Genomic DNA, 18,955 nt, shown 5'->3' on the forward strand with positions numbered 1-18,955 from the left:
TGGTGACCGATGCCGTTACTCGGCGATGTCGATAGCTGGCCGGCCGGGACCGGCCTTGCCGACGAGGTCGGGGTCCGCTTCCTCGGGCCCCTGAACAACCACGTCAGCGCCGAACTCGCGTTCGACGAGCCACGCGGCCCGTTCGAGCGCCGCCTGTTCGCGCTCGGGTGGCAGTTGTTCGTCCAGCGACTGTGCGCGGCCGGCCAGTTCCTTGGCGAAGTCCGCGGCTGCCTCGCCCTGCTCGCGTAGTTCTTCGTCCTGCATGACGGTCCCGACGACGTTGCCGTCGGCGTTCCGGGCGAGGTTGAGAACGCGGTGCTTCCACTCCGGCGCGACCGCGAGCGTGATGGTCTGTGGGTCCTCGATACCGACTGTGTCGACAATGTCTCGGATGTCCTCGCGGGTGTTCTCGACCAGTTGACGCTCCATCCCGTAGTCGGCGGGTGCCTCGGCGGCCGGCCACTCGGCCTCCGCGATGAGGTCGTCGTGGCCCAGTTCGGCCCACATCTCCTCGGCGGCGTGAGGGGCAACCGGGGCGAGCAGTTTCGCCGCCGTCGCCAGCCCGCGCTCGAAGGTGTCGGCGTCAGGGGTGGTTGCCTCCTGGTACCGGCGCAGCAGCGACACCAGTTCCCGAACGGCCTGGAGCGCGTGGTTGAACCGGAGTTCCTCGAACTCCGCCGTCGCGTTCGCGGCGGTGGCGTCGATTTCACGGGCGACGTAGTCCGCGATGTCAGCCCCGTTCCCCGTGTCAGCGGCGGTCCCCGCCTCGCCCTCTGCGTACGCCGAAACCAGCGTGTACACGTTCTGGAGGAAGCTGTGGGCGGACTGGACGCCCTCGGGACTCCAGGCGAACTCCTTCTCGGGCTGGGCGGCCTCCATGATGAACAGCCGGGCCGTGTCCGCGCCGTACTCCTCGATGATGCGCTGGGGCGAGACGCCGTTGCCCAGGCTCTTGGACATCTTGTTGCCGTCCTCACCCAGCACCATCCCCTGGTTCGTGAGGTTGGTGAAGGGTTCGCGGACGCCGTCGACCATGTCGAGGTCGTCCAGCACCTTCGTGAAGAAGCGGGCGTACAGCAGGTGCATCACGGCGTGTTCGATGCCGCCGACGTACTGGTCGACCGGCATCCAGTCGCTGGCCCGTTCGGCGTCGAAGGGGGCCTCCTCCATTTCTGGCGAGGTGTACCGCAGGAAGTACCACGAGGAGTCGACGAAGGTGTCCATCGTATCCGTCTCCCGCACCGCGTCGGCCCCGCAGTCGGGACAGTCGACGTGTTTCCACTCGTCGGCCGCGTCGAGTGGGTTGCCTGTGGTGTGGACGAACTCCGGCAGTTCGACGGGGAGGTCCTCGTCGGGGACCTCGACGTAGCCACAGTCGTCGCAGTGGATCATCGGAATCGGCGTGCCCCAGTACCGCTGGCGAGAGATACCCCAGTCCCGGAGGTTGTACTCCGTCCTGTGTTCGCCGTCGAACGCCTCGACGAAGCGGTCGCGGGCCTCGGCGCTCTCCAGCCCGTCGAACTCGCCGCTGTTGACCAGCACACCGTCTTCAGGGTAGGCCGCTTCCTGCACATCGATGGCCTCGGGGTCAGCGTCCGCGTCGTCGGTCGGTTCGACGACCTGGACGATGTCGATGTCGTGGGCCTCCGCAAACTCGTGGTCGCGCTCGTCGTGGGCCGGCACAGCATACAGCGCGCCCGTCCCCACGTCGGTCAGCACGTAGTCGGCGACGTAGACGGGGATCTCCTCACCGGTGGCGGGATTGATCGCGTACTCGCCGGTGAACACGCCGGAGGTCACGTCCAGGTCGTCCTCGTCGGCCTGTTCGGCCATCTCGATGTACTCCGAAACCTCGTCGTTCTGTTGGGCGATTTCCTGTGCGACGGGATGGCCGGGGGCCAGCGAAAAGAACGTCGCCCCGTGGATGGTGTCCAGACGGGTCGTGAAGATGTCGACCTCACCGTAGTCGCCGACCTCGAAGGCGACGCTCGCGCCCTCCTGCTTGCCGATCCAGTTGCGCTGCATCTCCCGGACATTGTTCGGCCAGCCGTCCAGGTCGTCCAGCGACTCCAGCAGTTCCTCGGCGTAGTCGGTGATGGTGAAAAACCACTGGTCCATCTCGCGGGCCTCGATAGGGGTGTCACACCGCCAGCAGAGTTCGTCTTCGCCCTCGACCTGCTCATCGGCGAGGACGGTCTCACAGGAGGGACACCAGTTCAGTTCGGCGGCCTGGCGCTCGACCAGTCCTTCCTCGCGGAGCTGCTTGAACAGCCACTGGTTCCACTGGTAGTACTCGGGCTCACAGGTCGCCAGCTCGCGGTCCCAGTCGTAGCCAAAGCCCATCTCCGTGAGCTGGTCGCGCATCGAGTCGATGCACTGCATCGTCCAGTCCCGCGGGTTGGTGTCCCGTTCCTCGGCGGCGTTCTCTGCGGGGAGGCCAAAGGAGTCCCAGCCCATCGGGTGGAGGACGCTCTCGCCGCGCATCCGCTCGAAGCGGGCGTAGGCGTCGGTGATGGTGTAGTTCCGGACGTGGCCCATGTGGAGGCTTCCGGAGGTGTAGGGGAACATCGCCAGGACGTACTCCGGGTCGGTCTCGTCGTCGTCGATCCGGAACACGTCGGCCTCGTCCCACGTGCGCTGCCACCGGGGTTCGATCTCCGTGTGGTCGAACCCCCGCTCGCGTTCCTCACCGGTCGTAGTCATGATATCGGAACATCCGGCAGCGACCGTGCTATACCTTTCCCTTCGGGAGGCTGTCGGGGCACGGCGTGGGGAGCGTCGTGACAAGTCGACCGGCGACCCGCTATTCCTGACAGTCCACGTTCCCGATGTCGAAGCGAGCGCCGCCCGACTCGCTCTCCGCCATGGAGAGCGTCCAGCCCTGATCCGCGGCGACCCGTCGAGCGACGTAGAGCCCGAATCCAGTGTTCTCCGCGACTGCGGTGTGGCCCGCGTCAAACACCCGCTCCGGCGGCTCGACATCGATTCCTGGGCCGTCGTCGGCGACGAAGAAGCCGTCGTCCGTCGTGCCGACGGTGACGGTGACCGACGGTCCGGCGTGTTCAAGCGCGTTCTGGAACAGGATCTGGAGAAGCAGCCCGGTCGACTCCTGATCGGCGACGATGCGGGTGTCGCCGTCGAAGGTCAGGCTCGCCTGACTGCCGGCGAGGGTGTTCCATACCTCCCGACTGAGACGGGAGAGCCACACGTGTTTTTGCTTCGGGACCTGTTCGATCTCGTCGTGCTGGATCGGCCCATTCGGATCGCTCGTGGAGAGCTCGACCACGGTGTCGATGATCGTGGAAATCTGGGAGAGCGACTCCTCGATTTCGGCGGCCGTATCGTCGCAGTCATCCAGGTCTTCGAGCCGGCCGTATGCGATCTGGAGTTCGTTTCGGAGCTCGTGTGACGCCACAAGCGCGACTTTCACCATCCGTTCGTTCTGGCGACGAAACGCGTGCTCGCGGAGCCTCCGCTCGGTGATGTCCTGTGTGTGGCCGACGATACCCTGGATCTCCCCCGCAGCGTCGTACCACGGCATCTTACGAGTTCGGACATACGTCGCGTCGAGGTCGAGGAACTCCTCGACATCGATCCGCTCTGTTTCCGCCTCGATGACGTCCATCTCATCACGCAGGGCCGCTTTCGCGTGTTCATCAGCCAGTTCCGGGACTTCGACGTCAGTGAGGCCGAGCCGGTCTGTCGGCTCATTGAACCCCCGGCCCATCAGGACGTGTCGAGCCTGCTCGTCTTTCGCGTAGAGGTGGTCCGGCAGTTCGTTGAACAACGAGAGCAACAGCGTCTCCATCGGGGACGGTGGGCGTCCGGCAACAGCCGGCGGCTCGGCGTCGAGGCTATCCCGGACGGCCGCGGCAACGGCGTCTTCGAGATGTGCCGACGGCTCGACGGCCGTCACGTCAAGGGCATCCGGGACTGCCGCCGGGTCCTCGCCAGCGACGATCACCGGCAGGTCGGGAAACAGCTTCCTGACGCCGTACGCGATATCGGTTCCGGACTGGCCATCGGCTGTTTCGGGCAGCACGAGCGCGTGGAACGCCGAATAGGTGAGCGTATCAAAGAGGTCCGTGAGGTCCGACAGGTACGTGATCGAAGCCTGCGTCCCAGCGAGGGCAGATTCGAGAGTGACAGTATCCAGCCCGTCGGTCGTGACGACTAAGACAGGTTTGCTACCCATGGTGCGTTCCCAGTGAGCAGACCATAGCGTGTGGCGGACTGTCACTGTTTCGGGTGTCTCGACGGCCAGACGCCACGCATAACTGCCAGTTCAGTGATGTCGCTCGGAGTGTCGGACCGAGAGCGTCGCCGGGACGCCGACCGAGAGAGCGGCACCCCACACAAGATTTTTGCCGGTCTCGGCTGGTGTCGGGAGTGTATGGTACACTGCCCTGACTGCCAGACCTCGCTCGAAACGGCCGACGACATCGATTTCGTCGAAGTGGACGCCACGACCGGCTTCATCAAAGCCTCCAAGCGCTTTTACACCGCCAACTGCGCAGCCTGCGGTGTGACTATCGGTAGCGGCGTCGCCGGCGCGAAGTCCAACGGAGGTGCGGCCTGATGGTTCACTGTCCCGAATGTGACGCGGAGATGGCCGACCCGGACGACGTAGAATTCCTCGACATGGAATCGACGACTGGGTTCTTCACGGCCTCGAAACGGTTCTACCTCGTGGCCTGTGACAACTGCGGGGCCGCCATCGGCAGCGGCGTCGCCGGTGCCATGTAGCCGCCGGGCCTAGGCTTATACACGTTTCAGTACAAGAGAAAGTATGGCGGAATCAACTGACGACGACACGAAGGACAGCGGACGACTGCCGAAGGCCCTCCGGTCGGTCACGCCGGGGTCGCGGAGCCGTCGCAATGAGGGGATGGATGTGTTCGGCTGGGGGATACTCACCGGCCTGCTCATCCTGCTGATGCCGCTCCTGCCGTTTATCATCATCGTCTGGGGCATCTCGAAAGTGACCGAGATGCTCACGCCCTCGTCGTAATCAGGTCGCGTCAGTGTCGACGAGCGAGAACGCCGTCCCGTCACCGTCGGCGCTGGCGTTCTCGTAAACGACATGTGCGGTCGCCACGTCCTGAATCGCCAGCCCCGTCGAGTCAAAGAGCGTGATGCCGTCGTCGTTGGTCCGCCCCGAAAGCGTGCCCGCAACGATGTCTCCGAGTTCCCCGTGAAGGTCGGCATCAGTCAGGACCCCCTCGCCCCACGGGACGTTGATCTCGCCGGAGTGGGTACACTGCTCGTAGTTGTCGATGACGAGTTTCGCGTCGAGCAGCGTGCGTTCGTCGTGTTCCTGCTTGCCGGCGGCATCAGCCCCAATGGCGTTGATATGTGTGCGTTCGCCGAGCCACTCCCGGTCCACAATGGGCGACCTGACCGGCGTAATCGTCGACAGCACGTCACAGCCGGCGGCGTCCTCGATGGTTCCCGCTCGCACATCGAATCGGTCGGTGAACGTATCGACGAACGCCTGCTGTTTCTCCGTATCCCGGTCGGCGACGACGACCGTCTCGATGTCTCGGACCGACGAGATGGCCGCCAGTTGCGTGTACGCCTGTGTGCCGGCCCCGACCAGACCGAGTGAGTCTGCATCGGCAACAGCGAGGTGGTCAGTAGCGACGGCGGCCGCCGCCCCGGTCCGCAAGCGCGTCAGGACGGTCCCGTCCATCACGGCCAGCGGGAACGCCGTCTCGGGGTCCGAGTAGATGAGCGTCCCGAGGACGGTCGGTAGGTCGTGATCACGGGGGTTGTCCAGATGGACGTTGACCCACTTGATCGCGGCGGCGTCCCACGTCTCCGCGTTGACGTAGGCCGGCATCGACCTGAAGTCGCCGTTGTACTGCGGCAGGTCGATGTAGGACTTGGCCGGCATGATGGTGTTCCCCCTGGCATCGGCGGCGAAGGCCGCGGCAACCGCGTCGATGACTGCTGGCATCGTCGCGTGGTCCTCGACCGCGTCCGCGCCGAGAAGCAGCGTCTGCATACGGTATGTTGACGCTCGACGATATTTAGCCCTCCGCCGTCACAGGGGTTATACCACCACGCGCCCAGTCACCGGTATGCGCCGCGGGGCGGCGATTGCCGTGATCTGTCTTTGTCTGCTGAGCGCCGGGTGTGCCGGACTGTTCGGGGACGGCGCAGCCACCAGAGAGACGGTGACACCGGCCCCCGTCCCGACCGGGGACACGCCAACGAGCGCCGAACAACACGCCCCGGGTGTCGTCGGCGAGCGCGTCGTCAACGCCACCGCGCTCGGTCGCGCTCACGTCAGCCAACTCTCGAACATCTCCTATCGAGTCCACCACACGAAAACCGTCATGAACGGCAGCGGCCTGCACAGACGCGTCCGGACCCGTGCCAGCATCAGCGCGGGCTACGAGTCGTACACGGCCACCCGAACGATAACCGGACAAAGTGTGACAGCGCGTGAGATTCACGGCACCTGGCGGGACGGCCGTGCACTCAGGCGGACGACCGTCAACGGGTCGACATCGGCGGAAGTAGTCGCTGATTCCCGTGGTATCGGTGGCCCGCCACGCCCACCTCGGGCCGCACTGTTCTTCGAGCCCACGTTCAACGGACGTCTCATAGCGCTGCTTTCCGCCACGAACATCACATCCATCCGCCCCGGCGATGAGGTCATCAAGCAACTGTACGGCGTTTCCGTGTATCGCATCAAAGGAACCGGGTCGGCCGATGACAGCGCAGTTGCCACCCGTCCCGCCGACCGTGTGACTAACGTCTCCCTCTCGGCGACTGTGACGCCAAGCGGCATCGTCCGGAGCTACGCGCTCCAGTACACGGTCGACAACGGAACGGACACCTACCGGGTGACCGAAATCCTCCGCTACAGCGACCTCGGGACGACGGACGTAGTGTTCGAAGACCGAGGCCACCGAAACCGAACAACACGCCCCGACTGATGCGAGCGACGGCTGGATACCGTCGAATCAGTCGCGAAACGGAAAGAGGCCCCACCCGCTGTCACCAGTCCGTCCCACCAAACGAACCGGGACAGTCGTTACTTCGCAGAGAAATACCTAACTGTTTCTCCGGTTTCACGTTTCGATATCGATGGCGTCACAACGTCTCCGTTAGAAACTGACCTGCTATCGGGTAAACTATCGTCTGCAGGTCGGTTAGAAAGCGACGCACACCTCGGGGCTGCTTCGGCGTTCGTTCAGAAAGGCTACTTCCGGTCAGCTACGTGGTTCGCGGGTCAGGTCGTTCGGAGGTCTCCCTCCTGTCGACCTCCTGCTTGCGGGTCACTTCGTTCCCCGCTCGCAATCCGAGGGTCTTCGCTTCGTTCAGAACCTCGCGGTTCGCGGCTTTCGCCGCTCACTATTCGAGGGCCCTCACTTCGTTCGGCCCCTCGCTTACATCATGCCGCCCATGCCGCCACCCATGCCGCCCATGCCGCCAGGAGCGCCACCGGGGCCGCCGGGGCCGCCTTCGTCGCCGCCGGAGGTCGAGAGCTCGCCGGCAGCGATGATGTCGTCGATCTTGAGGACCAGGTTCGCGGCCTCTGCAGCCGAGGAAATCGCCTGGCGCTTGGCGTGCGCTGGCTCGACGACGCCGGTGTCGAGCGTGTTCTCGACGTCACCGGAGAAGACGTTCAGGCCGGCGCTGACGTCGCCGTCCTCGTGGGCGGCGCGCAGGTCGACCAGCGTATCGATGCTGTCGAGACCAGCGTTTTCAGCGAGCGTGCGCGGGATGATCTCCAGCGCGTCGGCGAAGGACTCGATTGCGAGCTGTTCGCGGCCTTCGACGCTGTCGGCGTAGTCGCGGAGCCGGCGGGCGACTTCGACTTCAGGTGCGCCGCCGCCACCGAGGACGCTGCCGTTGGCGACCGTGGACGCGACAACGTCGAGCGCGTCCGTGACACCGCGTTCGAGTTCGTCGACGACGTGGTCGGTCGAGCCACGGAGCAGGAGCGTGACGCCGTGAGCTCCGTCGCCGCTGCCCTCGACGTAGAACAGGCCTTCGGCGTCGTCGCGGGTGACGGAGCCGTGACCCAGGTCTTCCGCGGTCGCGGAGTCGAGGTCGGAGACGATGCGAGCACCCAGAACCTCTTTGAGGAACTCGATGTCGGATTTCTTGGCGCGGCGCACGGCCAGAATACCCTTCTCGGCGAGGTAGTGCTGGGCCATGTCGTCGATGCCCTTCTGGCAGAAGACGACGTCAGCGCCGGTGTCAGCGATCTGGTCGACCATCTGCTTGAGCTGCTCTTCTTCCTTGTCGAGGAAGTTCTGGAGCTGGCTCGGGTCGTCGACGGAGAGCTGGGCGTCGACTTCGGTCTCGTCGAGTTCGATGGCCGTGTCGACGAGCAGGACGTCAGCGTCGTCGACTTCGGTCGGCATCTCCTCGTGGACCGGGTCCTTGTCGATGACCGCGCCTTCGAGGAGTTCGGAGTTGCCGGCAGAGCTGCCGGTCTGGGTCTCGATGTTGAGGTATTCGAGGTCGGCGACGACGGAACCGTCATCGGCCTCGACGGTCACGGCGTTGACCGCGTCGACGATGATCTGGGCGAGCAGCTCCTTGTTGAGCTCTGCGCCCTTGCCCGTCATCGAGGTCTCTGCGACCTTCTTCAGGAGTTCCTCGTCGTCGGGGTCGACTTCCGTGGCGATGTCGTCGAGTTCGTCCTTGGCCTGCGTGGCGGCCATATTGAACCCTTTGATGATCGCCGTCGGGTGGATGTCCTGTTCGAGGAGGTCCTCGGCGTTCTTGAGGAGTTCGCCTGCGATGGCGACGGCGGAGGTGGTGCCATCGCCGGCCTCGTCTTCCTGTGTCTCGGCAACCTCGACGATCATCGAGGCTGTCGGGTTGTCGATGTCCATCTCCGAGAGGATGGTGACGCCGTCGTTCGTGACGGTCACGTCACCCATCGAGGAGACGAGCATCTTGTCCATCCCCTTCGGGCCGAGGGTCGAGCGTACCGACTCGGCGACCGCGCGAGCGGCCGAGATGTTGTGTTCCTGCGCAGACTTGTCCTTCATCCGCTGGGAGTCCTCTCCCAGGATGATCATCGGCTGGCCCTGCATCTGGCGTTGGCTCATAATCAAGCGAAGATTGCATGTGGTTCTATATAAAAGTAGGGGTTACGGAGCGCTCGGCGGCCACCTGTTGACGCAGCCAGAACAGGTGAAATCACCCGACTGAAGGAGTACTAGCCGGTAGTGATGGTAGCTGTTGGCACGCCACATCAGAACGACGGCGACCTGTTTATATATTCACTCGATTGGTTCCGTCCAGTGGACCGTGACCGACCCAACGACGAATGCGTCCTTCGAGTCGGTGTCCCGTCGGAACTGAATCGTGTTCTCGCCGAGGTGCAGTTGCTCGGGCGCGATCGTGTCCATCCAGAGCTGCCACCCCTCGCCCGGCGCGATATCGAACCCTGACAGTGCCTCGCCGTTGACCACGATTTCGTGGTCGAAATCCTCGACATCGTAGACCTGCATCTCCACGTACGGGTCCGCCGATGACGAGGTGGGGATGTCGAAGGAAACCGGATCGGTCGAATCGCCGGTGTACTCGGCCCAAGGAACGTCGAGCGAGTCCGCCGACGGGCCGAGGTGCTGCTGGAACTGACAGAGCGCGTAGTTGGCGCGACGTGACATACAGGCTACGACTCTCGGGCGACATAAAAATTAGTGGCCGGTCACCGTCGTACACGTGGCGAGGGAGAGCGGAGCGCCTATGAGTGGTCGGCTGTTGCCCACCGGTATGGACGCTGCGCTTGGCCCGCCCGAGAAGATGGCCGAGCTCGAGGAAGACCTGACGCCGATGATGGCGCAGTACTACGAGCTGTGCCGGCAGTACGATGACGCCCTGGTCCTCTTTCAGGTCGGGGACTTCTACGAAGCCTTCTGTGCGGCCGCACAGCGGGTCGCTCGGCTGTGTGAAATTACGCTGACCCAGCGCGAGGACTCGACCGGGGAGTACCCGATGGCCGGCATCCCCATCGACAACGCTGAGTCGTACGTCGAGACGCTGCTTGACGCGGGCTACCGGGTCGCAATTGCCGATCAGGTCGAGGACCCCGACGAGGTCAGCGGCGTGGTCGAGCGGGCAGTGACTCGGATCGTCACCCCCGGCACACTCACTGAGAGCGAACTGCTGGGCGGGGCGGACAACAATTACGTCGCGGCTCTGGCCGCCGGTGAGGGATACGGGCTGGCGCTACTGGACATCTCGACCGGTGACTGCTACGCGACCAGTGTCGGCTCCGAAAGCGCCGTCGCCGACGAACTCAGCCGGTTCGGTCCCGCCGAGGCCATCGTCGGGCCGGACGTCGACGTGGACCGGGACGCCGTCTTCGGGCCGGCCTGTCTGGTGACGCGCTACGACGCGGATGCATTCGCCCGGGGTCGCGCCGAGGACCGCGTGGGACAGTACTTCGGCCCGCCGGAGCGTCTGCTCGCCGGCGATGCAGAAATCCGGGCCTGTGGCGGCCTGCTGGCCTACGCGGAGTACACCCGTGGGAGCAGCGGCGCGGTCGGCCCCGACGGCGAGCCGGTCGATCCAGATGTCGACCCCGCAGGCACGCTCGACTACCTCAATCACCTCACGCGGTACGACCCGCGGGAGTACATGCTGCTCGACGCCGTGGCCGTCGAGAGCCTCGAACTGTTCGAGCGGCGCTCCGTACGGGGCCACGAGAACCGCACGCTCGTCGATACAGTCGACGAGACGGCGTGTGCACTGGGGCGGCGGAAACTGACCGACTGGCTCCGTCGGCCGTTGCTCGACGTGGACCGCATCGAGGCCCGCCACGGCGCGGTCGCGGAACTCCAGCGCGACCCCGCCACCAGAGAGGAGCTATCTTCCCTTCTGGCGGAGGTGTACGACCTCGAACGGCTCATTTCACGCGTGTCGCGTGGCCGGGCCAACGCCCGTGACCTGCGGTCGCTGGCCGCAACGCTGTCGGTCGTGCCGGAGATCCGGGACCGCTTAGTTGATGCCGACGCCCGCCTGCTGGCGGACCTGCACGCAACGCTGGACCCGCTGGCCGAGACCCGCGAGGAGATCGAAGCGGCAATTCGCACGGACCCGCCACAGCAGGTGACCGAGGGCGGTGTCATCTGCGAGGGCTACGACGACGAACTGGACCGGTTGCGCTCGACCGAGCAGTCGGGCAAGCAGTGGATCGACGACCTCGAAGCCAGCGAGCGCGAGCGCACCGGCGTCGACTCGCTAAAGGTCGGACACAACTCCGTCCACGGCTATTACATCGAGGTAACGAACGCCAACCTCGATGCCGTCCCCGAGGACTACCAGCGCCGCCAGACGCTGAAAAACAGCGAGCGCTACTACACGCCGGAACTCAAGGAGCGCGAGGACGAGATCCTGCGGGCCGAGAGCGCGGCCGACGACCTGGAGTACGACCTGTTCTGTGCCGTCCGGGACAAGGTGGCCGACGAGGCAGAGCGCGTGCAGGCGCTCGCCGACCGCCTCGCGCGCCTGGACGTGCTGGTCTCCTTCGCCGAGGTCGCGGCGCAGTACGACTACTGCCGGCCCACCGTCGGCGGGGACGGGATCGACATCACCGCCGGCCGCCATCCGGTCGTCGAGCGGACCGAGGACGCCTTCGTCCCCAACGACACGCATCTCGGTAGCGGGCCGCTTCGGGAGTCCGACGACCGGCAATCGAGCGATGGTGATACGGCGACCGACGGAAAGCGCGAGGGCGAAAGCGCCCCGGCTCAGGACCCGTTTCTCGCTGTCGTCACGGGACCGAACATGAGCGGCAAGTCGACGTACATGCGCCAGGTCGCGTTGATCTGTCTGCTCGCACAGGCGGGCGGCTTCGTCCCCGCGAAGGCGGCCGACCTCCCGATTCTCGACCGCGTGTTTACCCGCGTTGGAGCCAGCGACGACATCGCCGGTGGCCGCTCAACGTTCATGATCGAGATGACCGAACTGGCGACGATTCTCGACGCGGCGACCGCTGACTCGCTGGTGCTGCTGGACGAGGTCGGCCGCGGCACGTCGACGGCTGACGGGCTTGCTATCGCCCGCGCCGTCACCGAACATCTCCACGACGAGGTCGGCGCGTACACGCTGTTTGCGACCCACCACCACGACCTGACTGCCGTCGCCGCGGCGCTGCCCAGCGCGACAAACCGCCACTTCGAGACCAGCCGCGAGGACGGCGACGTTCGCTTCGACCACGAACTCGCACCCGGTCCCGCGGCGGCCTCCTACGGCGTCGAGGTGGCGAGCATGGCCGGCGTGCCCGAATCCGTTGTCGAACGGTCACGGGACCTTCTGGCGGATGCCGAGACGGCCGACACCGACACGGATTCCACCGTCACGGAGACGACTGGTCCGACGGAGAACGGAACAGCGGCGGGTTCAGCCAGCGAGGGTGGAGCGGACGGCCACACACAGGAGACGCTTCGAACGAACGGAGCCACCGTCGGGGGAGAGTTACCGGGGTCAGTGGCACAGCAGTTAGCGTCGCTCGATGTCGCGACGATGACGCCGATAGAAGCGATGAACGCGCTCGCCGAGCTACAGGACCGACTCGAATAACAGCAGCAGTCAGCTATCTCCGTCAGCGGCCAGTTCCTCGTGCGGGCAGGCGAACATGGCCGTGACGAGTTTCTGTTCGGCAGCCCGTAGATGCTTGTGGAGCGTGGGCTCCGAGATATCGAGGAGTGCAGCCAGGTCCGCGGCCGTCGCCTCGCGGGGCCAACTGTAGTACCCCGCTTCGTGGGCCGTCACGAGGACCTCCCGCTGGCGGTCGGTCAGTGACTCGGTGTGGGACGCGTAGTTCTTGAACCCGAACAGTGGGGCGATGGACTCACGCTGTTTTTTCGCTGCGAGTTCGGCCTCCGAATGGGCCGCCAGGAACGACTCGATAACCGCAGCCGTCTCAGTTTGCCTCGGAACATCGGCTACGACAGTCCCTTGGCCATCGACACTCCGGACGGTCTGTGGTACCGCCCCGACATCTGCGAGCGAGACAACGGGGCAGTTATCCCGCACGTCGATTTCGACGAGCCCTCCGTCGTTGGTACGCTCAAGCACCCGCGCCTCACCGCCGTTGCCGTCCTCGATGCGCTCGACAAGCCGGCTGGGGTGAGCACCCCCGACTGAAAAAAACTCCGCGTACGTGTCGTCCGTCTGCGGGAGGCATTTTTCAAGAATCACTGAACACGATTCGGCTTCAGACACCGACACAAATGGATACGACCCATCAGAGAGGGCAAACTCCACACGGGTTACCGCCCGGCTGTCGCCAAGCTGTCGGGACATACACAGGTGTAGTCGATACCTCATGAAGAATGTTGTCATGAATCGTGGTATCAACGTTCACTATGCTAGCCATAGTGAACTTTACATCTTCAGGATAAATCCAGCATGAGGTCAGAGAACCGTGTCTGGAATATCACCATCCGTCGTAGAAGTCCACGGCACCGACCAGTCTATCATCACCGCGGTCGTTCGTGCCGTGGCAACTGCGGAGAGACAGCCGGTCGAGAGGCTTCCGCCGCTGGCCGACAGTATCAATCCGGATGCACTGACGGCGTGCATCGCCGATTCGAACACCAGCGGACATGTGGCGTTCGACTACAGTGGCTACCGCGTGGTTGTCAATACCGATGGAACAGTCACTGTAGAGTAGCGCCGCCATCCGGCTGTGTGGCAACCGCGGTAGTCGGTACAGTCGCAGGACGGACACGGGCCAAAAGCGACGTGTCAGTTACGGTGGCTCCAGCGAGACGAACTCCAGTCCTTTCTCGGCGAGCAACTGACGCGCCCGGTCAGTCACCGACGGAGCGACGAGGATACCCCGGACTTCAGTGTCGGCGTGCAGGTCGCGTTCTAACGCATCGACGTACCGGCCCAGCTGGCCGACTGCGTCGGGACCCACACGCCGGCGCTTGAGTTCGAGTATCGTCGTCCGGCCGTCGGCGTCCTCGCCATAGATGTCGACCGCGCCGGCGGGAGTCTCGCGCTCGGTCGCAAGCGGCGTAAAGCCCGACTCGACCAGCCCCGGTTCATCAAGGATCCGGTCTTTCAGGTCAGCCTCGGTCCCGGTGAGCGCGAGGTCTTTCGAGTCGGTCACGTCGAAGGCGGCGGCGTGAGCGACTGTCTCAAAGGTCACTTCGAGCAACTCCTCGGGGGTCGACCGCGTGGAGCGGACGACCAGCGACCCGTCGTCGACGCTGATGCTGTGTTCACAGCCCGGCGGTTGCCAGTTCACCGGTTGTTGGCCCTCGTCGGTGTGGACCAGCGCGGCCCCGTCGGGCTTGAGCATCACGTGGCGGTCGCCAAGCCCCAGCGAACTGGCCGCTCGTCCCTCGTACTCGACCGTACAGGTACCGACGAGCGTCACCAGCGCGCCGCGGTCGGCGTTGCGCGACGCGAGGTCCAGCGCGTCAGCGGGGTCGGGGTACGTCAGTGTCTCGACGGCGGTCACGGGTGGCGGTTAGCGGTCCCGGCGTAAAAAGGACGCGTCGTCGGGGCAGTGCATGGACGAGACGCGGTCTCGGAGCGACGCAAGCAGGGCACGTCGGGCGTTCGCCGGATCGGTGCCTTCGCTGTCGAGGGCGCGACAGGCCTCGTCCTTGCGGTCGACCCACCACGTCCGGAACGCATCCGGGTCGGCAGTACGGGCGAGGACGATATCGTCGAGGTCCGATAGCGTCGGATCAAGCCAGCAGACAGCGTAGGTCCGAACCGACTCGTCGAGCACGACCAATTGGTCGTAGGTAGCGTCGATGGTAGCGAGGACAGCAGCGGCCGTCCAGTCGTTCCCGAGCGGTCGGGACTGGGTGATGGGGTCGGCGTCGACACCCCAGTGTGCGAGGCGGCAGTCGTAGCGGCCATCGGGACGGGCGAGAGCCACGAGCGTTCGGCGACCCATCAGGGACCACCGAGCGTGTGAGCGGGCATAGACACCCCTGGCTGCGTGGTCCTATTTGAACACTGGCCCACAGGACACCCGTCTGCTCCCACTCAGTATCGGAGAAGGTTCCAAACCCGGCGAAACCACCGACCATTGGTAACTCGGCACAACCCTCAAGTAGTACGTTCACGTATCGTTACATATGATGGTGAGCGAGTGGCTCTACGGCGCAATCGCGCTTCTCGTGGGGCTCCACGTCCTGACCATGCTGTACGCGTACCGACATCGGGGTGACCCGGCCGGGGCGACAGGGCAGGGCGATACCGAAGGGCGCCGTGGCAGCGCCACCGACGACAGCACTGAATCCATCGACTGTCCCCACTGCGGGGCGAGGAACGAGCAGGACTACCAGTTCTGCCGGCAGTGCGTCGCCGACCTGACGAGCGGGAGCCCGCAGCGGCAGCCGACGGATCGGAGCCAGCCGTACTGACACCGTTGCAAGGCTGTGGTCGAAACAATCTGTTTGAGCGCTGTCGTCGGCCAAAGAATTTATTTCCCCGAAGAAATATTTGAATATACTGTCACGAACGGGGAAGACCGTGGAAACTGTTATTGACGTACGTTCCTCGGATCGACCGGAGATATTCGACCGGGCGAACACCGACGGGCTATTCGGACGCACGCGCCGCCTTCAGCAGCCGCTGGGGCAGTACTTAGAAGGAACAGAGATGCCGCGATATCTCGCGTACAACGACCGGTCCGGCGTCGGCGCTACTCAGGGGAACGACGAGTCGCTCACGCCGGCTGGCGACTACCGCGCGTATTTGCTCGCAACGAACGTCCGAGTCGTGTTCGTCGTCGGCGACGACGACGGTGACCGGACCATCTCGCTTCCCTACGAAGACATCGTGGCCGTAGACTGTACGTCGGGGCTCCGCACGTCGACACTCGAACTCGCCACTGTCGACGAAGACCGCTGGGCGTTCGAGTGTAAAGGCGACCTGACACCGGTTCGGGAATACGTCGACGAAGCCACACAGGTCTGGACGCGCACGCTAACCGAGCTTGATCGGGTAGAATCCCAGATCGAGGCTGCTGTGTCGGCACTGGAGACAACGGACCTCGATACAGCAGCCACGCATATCACAACTGCACAGGAAGCGCTCGACAACGGGCGAAAGCGAGTCGAAGCGCTGGGGGAAGGGGCGAGAGCGACAATCGATGGACGCCTCCAGTCAACGCAAGCACGGATTGACACATGCCAGCGCCGGCGCCACGTCAACGCGGGAGATGAGCACCGTGATACGGCCCGACGCGCGTGGGAGAACCGGGCGTACGAACGGGCCGCAGATGCGTACGCACGGGCCAAGGCCGAGTACGAACGAGCACTGACCGTGACGGCATCGGAGCCGCCCGCAGAAGTCATCACGGATGCTCGAAACGCAGTCGAGGCGGAATACACCGAACTCCTGTCAGCGCCGGTCGACGCGGCACAGGTGGCTGCGAGTGCGGCCAGAGCCGCGACAGACCCGGCAGCGCGGGCCAGGCACTGGGAAGACGCCCTCGACCGCTACCGGACAGCGTACGAACTGGACTGGGGTCGTGACCGCCGCTTCGACGGCGACCGGGCGTCACTCCGACAGGCACTCGCGGACACCGCCGTTGAACTGGTCGATGCACACCGCGAAGCGGGCCGACAGGAACTCGGTGAGGGTAGCGACGGGTCAAATAGAGAGGGTTCCGGGACCGCGTGTGACAGTGCAACAGCCCACTTCGAGCGCGCACGCGAGGTGGCCACCGAACTCGTGCCAGACAGACGCGACCCGACGATGGATGCACCGGCCACCACGGCCAAACAGGGAGCCGGCATCGAGCCCTGATCGAAATGTCGATAATTGTTTATCTGAGGGTGTTCGGATACCGGTATGCGCTTTGGCGTCATCTCAACAGCGAAAATCGCACGCGAAGACGTGATTCCGGGCATCCGGAAATCGGACCACACGGTCGCGGCAATCAGCTCCCGGTCCCGAGAGCAGGCCAGCGAGGCGGCCGAGGCCCTTGGTATCGAGAGCGCCTTCGGAGACTACGAGACGATGTTCGCCGAGGCGGACATCGACGCGGTGTACAACCCACTTCCGAACGCGCTCCACGCCGAGTGGAGCCAGCGGGCCGCCGACCACGGCCTCGACGTGCTCTGTGAGAAGCCGTTGACTGTCGATACGGCCGGGGCAGTGGACCTCTTCGACTACTGTGCCGACCAGGGCGTCACGCTGATGGAGGCGTTCATGTATCAGTTCCACCCGCGGACCCGGCGGGCCAGAGACATCGTCGAAAACGAACTGGGCGAGGTACACACTGTCGACGCGTCGTTCAAGTTCCCGCTCGAAGACCCCGACAACATCCGGCTGGACCCGGAACTGGCCGGCGGGAGCCTGATGGACGTGGGTTGTTACGCCGTCAGCGCGGCGCGGGGCTTCCTCGGCGAGCCGGACCGAGCGTTTGCGCATGCCCGGGACTCCCGGGACAGCGGCGTTGATACGAACCTCAGCGGCGTCCTCTCGTACGATGACGGACAGGTCGCCTCGATTTCCTGCGGGTTCGACGGCCCGGACCGGGACTACTACCGGGTCGAGACCGACGACGGCTGGCTCGAAGCGCCGAGCTGCTTCGGCCCGGAACACGACCAGTCCGTCTCGCTGACCTACAGCGTCGACGGCCGCGAGGTCACCGAGACGTTCGACCCCGTCGACCACTACCAGTTGCAGGTCGAGGCGTTCGCGGACGCCGTCGAAAACGGCGAAACGCCACCCGTCGACCGCGCCGAGACGCTGGGGAACATGCGCGCCATGGACGCGCTGGCCCGGAGCGCCGACACCGGGGAGCCGGTCGACGTGGCCCAGCCGGAGTGAGACACGGGGCGGTCGTGTGCCCTGCCGCGACGAGCGCGAAACGGTTTTGACTGCGGCGAGTGAGGCACGTACTGTGACACCCCCAACAGTGACACTACCGAGTGGCGACGAACTCCCGATGGTCGGCGTCGGGACGTGGGACATCGACGGCGACACCGTACAGGAATCCGTTCGAGCGGGACTCGACGCCGGCTACGCCCACGTCGACACCGCCGAAGGGTACAAGAACGAGGCCGAAATCGGCGAGGCCCTGGCCGACTACGACCGCGAGGACGTGTTCCTCACGTCGAAGGTACTGCCAAAGCACCTCGACTACGAGTCCGTCATCGAGGCCTGTGAGGCCTCGCTCGACCGCCTCGGAACGGACTACCTCGACCTGTATCTCGTCCACTGGCCCAACCCAGCGACCTCCATCCGCGAGACGATGAACGCGATGGCGACGCTCCGCGACCAGGGGAAGATCCGCAACGTCGGCGTCTCGAACTTCAGCGCGTACCAGCTCGGGGCCGCCCAGCACGTCGCCGACGTGCCCATCGCCGTCAACCAGATCGAGTACCACCCTTGGAACACCCAGGACCAGGTCGTCGAGTTCTGCCGCGACACCGACACCGTCGTCGAAGCGGCCGCGCCGCTCGGGCGGACCGAGGTGTTCGCCGACGACGTCATTCAGGACCTGGCGGAAAAATACGATAAGTCGCCGGCCCAGGTCATCCTGAAATGGGCGGTCGAGAACGACGTGGTGGTGCTGCCGAAGTCCTCCTCGCCCGAACACGTCCGGCAGAATCTCGCGTTGTTCGACTGGGACCTCGACGACGCTGACCGCGAGCGCATCGACGCCATCGAGCGCGAGCAGGCGGTCTACGACACCGGCATCAACGACTGGGACAACGACACCTACGGCATCTCGCAGTAATCCCAGATGGTCGAACCGCCCGCACTGGACCGCTGGGACGCCGCCGCGGCGGCAAGCATCGCCGCTTTGCTTGTCGTGGCGTACGTTCTGGTTCCGAACCCGACGGTCCAGTACGGGACGTGGCTGGTCATCTTCTGCATCTGGATGGCCTGGTTCGTCTTCTTCGGGGCCAAATGGTTATACGGCCCCTAGAGGGGCGCGTTGAAGCTTTTACTCGATTCCGTGTCAGCGGAGATTTATTTACTCCCG

The 18,955-nt window shown here is 64.8% G+C and carries 19 protein-coding genes; 11 read left to right on the plus strand and 8 right to left on the minus strand.

Annotation, left to right across the window (positions count from 1 at the left end; all coding sequences use genetic code 11):
- Positions 1–15: 15 nt before the first annotated feature.
- Complete coding sequence (gene leuS / locus C444_RS00140; RefSeq protein WP_004590010.1) at positions 16–2,703, minus strand: leucine--tRNA ligase; 2,688 nt, start codon at positions 2,701–2,703, stop codon at positions 16–18.
- Positions 2,704–2,803: 100 nt separating this feature from the next.
- Positions 2,804–4,195, minus strand: a complete 1,392-nt coding sequence (locus tag C444_RS00145; protein WP_004590011.1) for a sensor histidine kinase — start codon at positions 4,193–4,195, stop codon at positions 2,804–2,806.
- 198 nt (positions 4,196–4,393) lie between these two features.
- Here C444_RS00145 and C444_RS00150 point away from each other — a divergent pair, with 198 nt between their 5' ends.
- From C444_RS00150 to C444_RS00155, 3 genes are read left to right on the plus strand one after another with little or no spacing between them, the layout of a single operon-like run.
- Complete coding sequence (locus C444_RS00150; RefSeq protein ID WP_049908978.1) at positions 4,394–4,579, plus strand: hypothetical protein; 186 nt, start codon at positions 4,394–4,396, stop codon at positions 4,577–4,579.
- Entirely contained in the window at positions 4,579–4,746 is a 168-nt protein-coding gene (locus C444_RS22100; protein ID WP_004590013.1) for a hypothetical protein, read from the plus strand. The genes C444_RS00150 and C444_RS22100 overlap by 1 nt, the downstream gene beginning before the upstream one ends.
- A gap of 43 nt (positions 4,747–4,789) precedes the next feature.
- Positions 4,790–5,011: a DUF7535 family protein gene (locus C444_RS00155; protein WP_004590014.1), complete on the plus strand. Its 222-nt coding sequence runs from the start codon at positions 4,790–4,792 to the stop codon at positions 5,009–5,011.
- Here C444_RS00155 and C444_RS00160 read toward each other — a convergent pair whose 3' ends face one another.
- Positions 5,012–6,007: an alanine dehydrogenase gene (locus tag C444_RS00160; protein ID WP_004590015.1), complete on the minus strand. Its 996-nt coding sequence runs from the start codon at positions 6,005–6,007 to the stop codon at positions 5,012–5,014.
- Between the two features lie 76 nt (positions 6,008–6,083).
- On the opposite strand from C444_RS00160, the gene C444_RS00165 reads away from it, so the two are divergent.
- Positions 6,084–6,947 (plus strand): hypothetical protein, encoded by an 864-nt coding sequence (locus C444_RS00165; protein WP_004590016.1) that lies wholly within the window; start codon positions 6,084–6,086, stop codon positions 6,945–6,947.
- Positions 6,948–7,400: 453 nt separating this feature from the next.
- Here C444_RS00165 and thsB read toward each other — a convergent pair whose 3' ends face one another.
- Positions 7,401–9,080 (minus strand): thermosome subunit beta, encoded by a 1,680-nt coding sequence (gene thsB, locus C444_RS00170; RefSeq protein WP_049908979.1) that lies wholly within the window; start codon positions 9,078–9,080, stop codon positions 7,401–7,403.
- A 174-nt stretch (positions 9,081–9,254) separates the two neighbouring features.
- Positions 9,255–9,644, minus strand: a complete 390-nt coding sequence (locus C444_RS00175) for a DUF7383 domain-containing protein (protein WP_004590018.1) — start codon at positions 9,642–9,644, stop codon at positions 9,255–9,257.
- Between the two features lie 106 nt (positions 9,645–9,750).
- Here C444_RS00175 and mutS point away from each other — a divergent pair, with 106 nt between their 5' ends.
- Complete coding sequence (mutS, locus tag C444_RS00180; protein ID WP_004590020.1) at positions 9,751–12,561, plus strand: DNA mismatch repair protein MutS; 2,811 nt, start codon at positions 9,751–9,753, stop codon at positions 12,559–12,561.
- Between the two features lie 9 nt (positions 12,562–12,570).
- Here the strand turns inward: mutS and C444_RS00185 are convergent, their stop codons facing one another.
- A complete protein-coding gene (locus tag C444_RS00185; protein ID WP_080509657.1) occupies positions 12,571–13,287 on the minus strand; it encodes a helix-turn-helix domain-containing protein in 717 nt (238 codons plus the stop codon).
- A gap of 121 nt (positions 13,288–13,408) precedes the next feature.
- Between C444_RS00185 and C444_RS00190 the strand changes: the two genes are divergently transcribed.
- Positions 13,409–13,657 carry a HalOD1 output domain-containing protein gene (locus C444_RS00190; protein WP_004590023.1) on the plus strand — a complete coding sequence of 83 codons (249 nt, stop codon included), beginning with the start codon at positions 13,409–13,411 and terminating at the stop codon, positions 13,655–13,657.
- Between the two features lie 78 nt (positions 13,658–13,735).
- On the opposite strand, the gene nucS is transcribed toward C444_RS00190, so the two are convergent.
- The gene (gene nucS, locus C444_RS00195; RefSeq protein WP_004590024.1) at positions 13,736–14,455 is read right to left on the minus strand and encodes an endonuclease NucS; all 720 of its coding nucleotides are present in this window, start codon (positions 14,453–14,455) and stop codon (positions 13,736–13,738) included.
- 9 nt (positions 14,456–14,464) lie between these two features.
- Positions 14,465–14,902 (minus strand): DUF6735 family protein, encoded by a 438-nt coding sequence (locus tag C444_RS00200; RefSeq protein WP_004590025.1) that lies wholly within the window; start codon positions 14,900–14,902, stop codon positions 14,465–14,467.
- A gap of 184 nt (positions 14,903–15,086) precedes the next feature.
- Here C444_RS00200 and C444_RS00205 point away from each other — a divergent pair, with 184 nt between their 5' ends.
- The 5 genes from C444_RS00205 (at position 15,087) to C444_RS00225 (ending at position 18,898) form a co-directional block, all read left to right on the plus strand.
- Positions 15,087–15,374, plus strand: coding sequence for a zinc ribbon domain-containing protein (locus tag C444_RS00205; RefSeq protein ID WP_004590026.1), 288 nt, complete (start codon positions 15,087–15,089; stop codon positions 15,372–15,374).
- 109 nt (positions 15,375–15,483) lie between these two features.
- Complete coding sequence (locus tag C444_RS00210; protein ID WP_004590027.1) at positions 15,484–16,764, plus strand: hypothetical protein; 1,281 nt, start codon at positions 15,484–15,486, stop codon at positions 16,762–16,764.
- A 45-nt stretch (positions 16,765–16,809) separates the two neighbouring features.
- Complete coding sequence (locus C444_RS00215) at positions 16,810–17,793, plus strand: Gfo/Idh/MocA family protein (protein WP_004590028.1); 984 nt, start codon at positions 16,810–16,812, stop codon at positions 17,791–17,793.
- A gap of 118 nt (positions 17,794–17,911) precedes the next feature.
- Positions 17,912–18,706 (plus strand): aldo/keto reductase, encoded by a 795-nt coding sequence (locus C444_RS00220; RefSeq protein ID WP_049908981.1) that lies wholly within the window; start codon positions 17,912–17,914, stop codon positions 18,704–18,706.
- A gap of 6 nt (positions 18,707–18,712) precedes the next feature.
- The gene (locus tag C444_RS00225) at positions 18,713–18,898 is read left to right on the plus strand and encodes a hypothetical protein (protein WP_004590030.1); all 186 of its coding nucleotides are present in this window, start codon (positions 18,713–18,715) and stop codon (positions 18,896–18,898) included.
- The last annotated feature ends 57 nt before the right edge of the window (positions 18,899–18,955 follow it).

Origin of the sequence: Haloarcula japonica DSM 6131, from assembly GCF_000336635.1 — an archaeon.
In the GTDB taxonomy this organism is placed as follows: domain Archaea; phylum Halobacteriota; class Halobacteria; order Halobacteriales; family Haloarculaceae; genus Haloarcula; species Haloarcula japonica.

Bases quoted from the DNA above. Each gene is read 5' to 3' on its own strand.
- C444_RS00165 (WP_004590016.1), top strand. From the start codon at position 6,084: ATGCGCCGCGGGGCGGCGATTGCCGTGATCTGTCTTTGTCTGCTGAGC.
- C444_RS00215 (WP_004590028.1), top strand. From the start codon at position 16,810: ATGCGCTTTGGCGTCATCTCAACAGCGAAAATCGCACGCGAAGACGTG.
- C444_RS00205 (WP_004590026.1), top strand. From the start codon at position 15,087: ATGATGGTGAGCGAGTGGCTCTACGGCGCAATCGCGCTTCTCGTGGGG.
- leuS (WP_004590010.1), bottom strand. From the start codon at position 2,703: ATGACTACGACCGGTGAGGAACGCGAGCGGGGGTTCGACCACACGGAG.
- C444_RS00145 (WP_004590011.1), bottom strand. From the start codon at position 4,195: ATGGGTAGCAAACCTGTCTTAGTCGTCACGACCGACGGGCTGGATACT.
- C444_RS00220 (WP_049908981.1), top strand. From the start codon at position 17,912: ATGGTCGGCGTCGGGACGTGGGACATCGACGGCGACACCGTACAGGAA.
- C444_RS00225 (WP_004590030.1), top strand. From the start codon at position 18,713: ATGGTCGAACCGCCCGCACTGGACCGCTGGGACGCCGCCGCGGCGGCA.
- C444_RS00175 (WP_004590018.1), bottom strand. From the start codon at position 9,644: ATGTCACGTCGCGCCAACTACGCGCTCTGTCAGTTCCAGCAGCACCTC.
- C444_RS00185 (WP_080509657.1), bottom strand. From the start codon at position 13,287: ATGTCCCGACAGCTTGGCGACAGCCGGGCGGTAACCCGTGTGGAGTTT.
- thsB (WP_049908979.1), bottom strand. From the start codon at position 9,080: ATGAGCCAACGCCAGATGCAGGGCCAGCCGATGATCATCCTGGGAGAG.
- C444_RS00150 (WP_049908978.1), top strand. From the start codon at position 4,394: ATGGTACACTGCCCTGACTGCCAGACCTCGCTCGAAACGGCCGACGAC.
- mutS (WP_004590020.1), top strand. From the start codon at position 9,751: ATGGACGCTGCGCTTGGCCCGCCCGAGAAGATGGCCGAGCTCGAGGAA.
- C444_RS00200 (WP_004590025.1), bottom strand. From the start codon at position 14,902: ATGGGTCGCCGAACGCTCGTGGCTCTCGCCCGTCCCGATGGCCGCTAC.
- C444_RS22100 (WP_004590013.1), top strand. From the start codon at position 4,579: ATGGTTCACTGTCCCGAATGTGACGCGGAGATGGCCGACCCGGACGAC.
- C444_RS00160 (WP_004590015.1), bottom strand. From the start codon at position 6,007: ATGCAGACGCTGCTTCTCGGCGCGGACGCGGTCGAGGACCACGCGACG.
- C444_RS00155 (WP_004590014.1), top strand. From the start codon at position 4,790: ATGGCGGAATCAACTGACGACGACACGAAGGACAGCGGACGACTGCCG.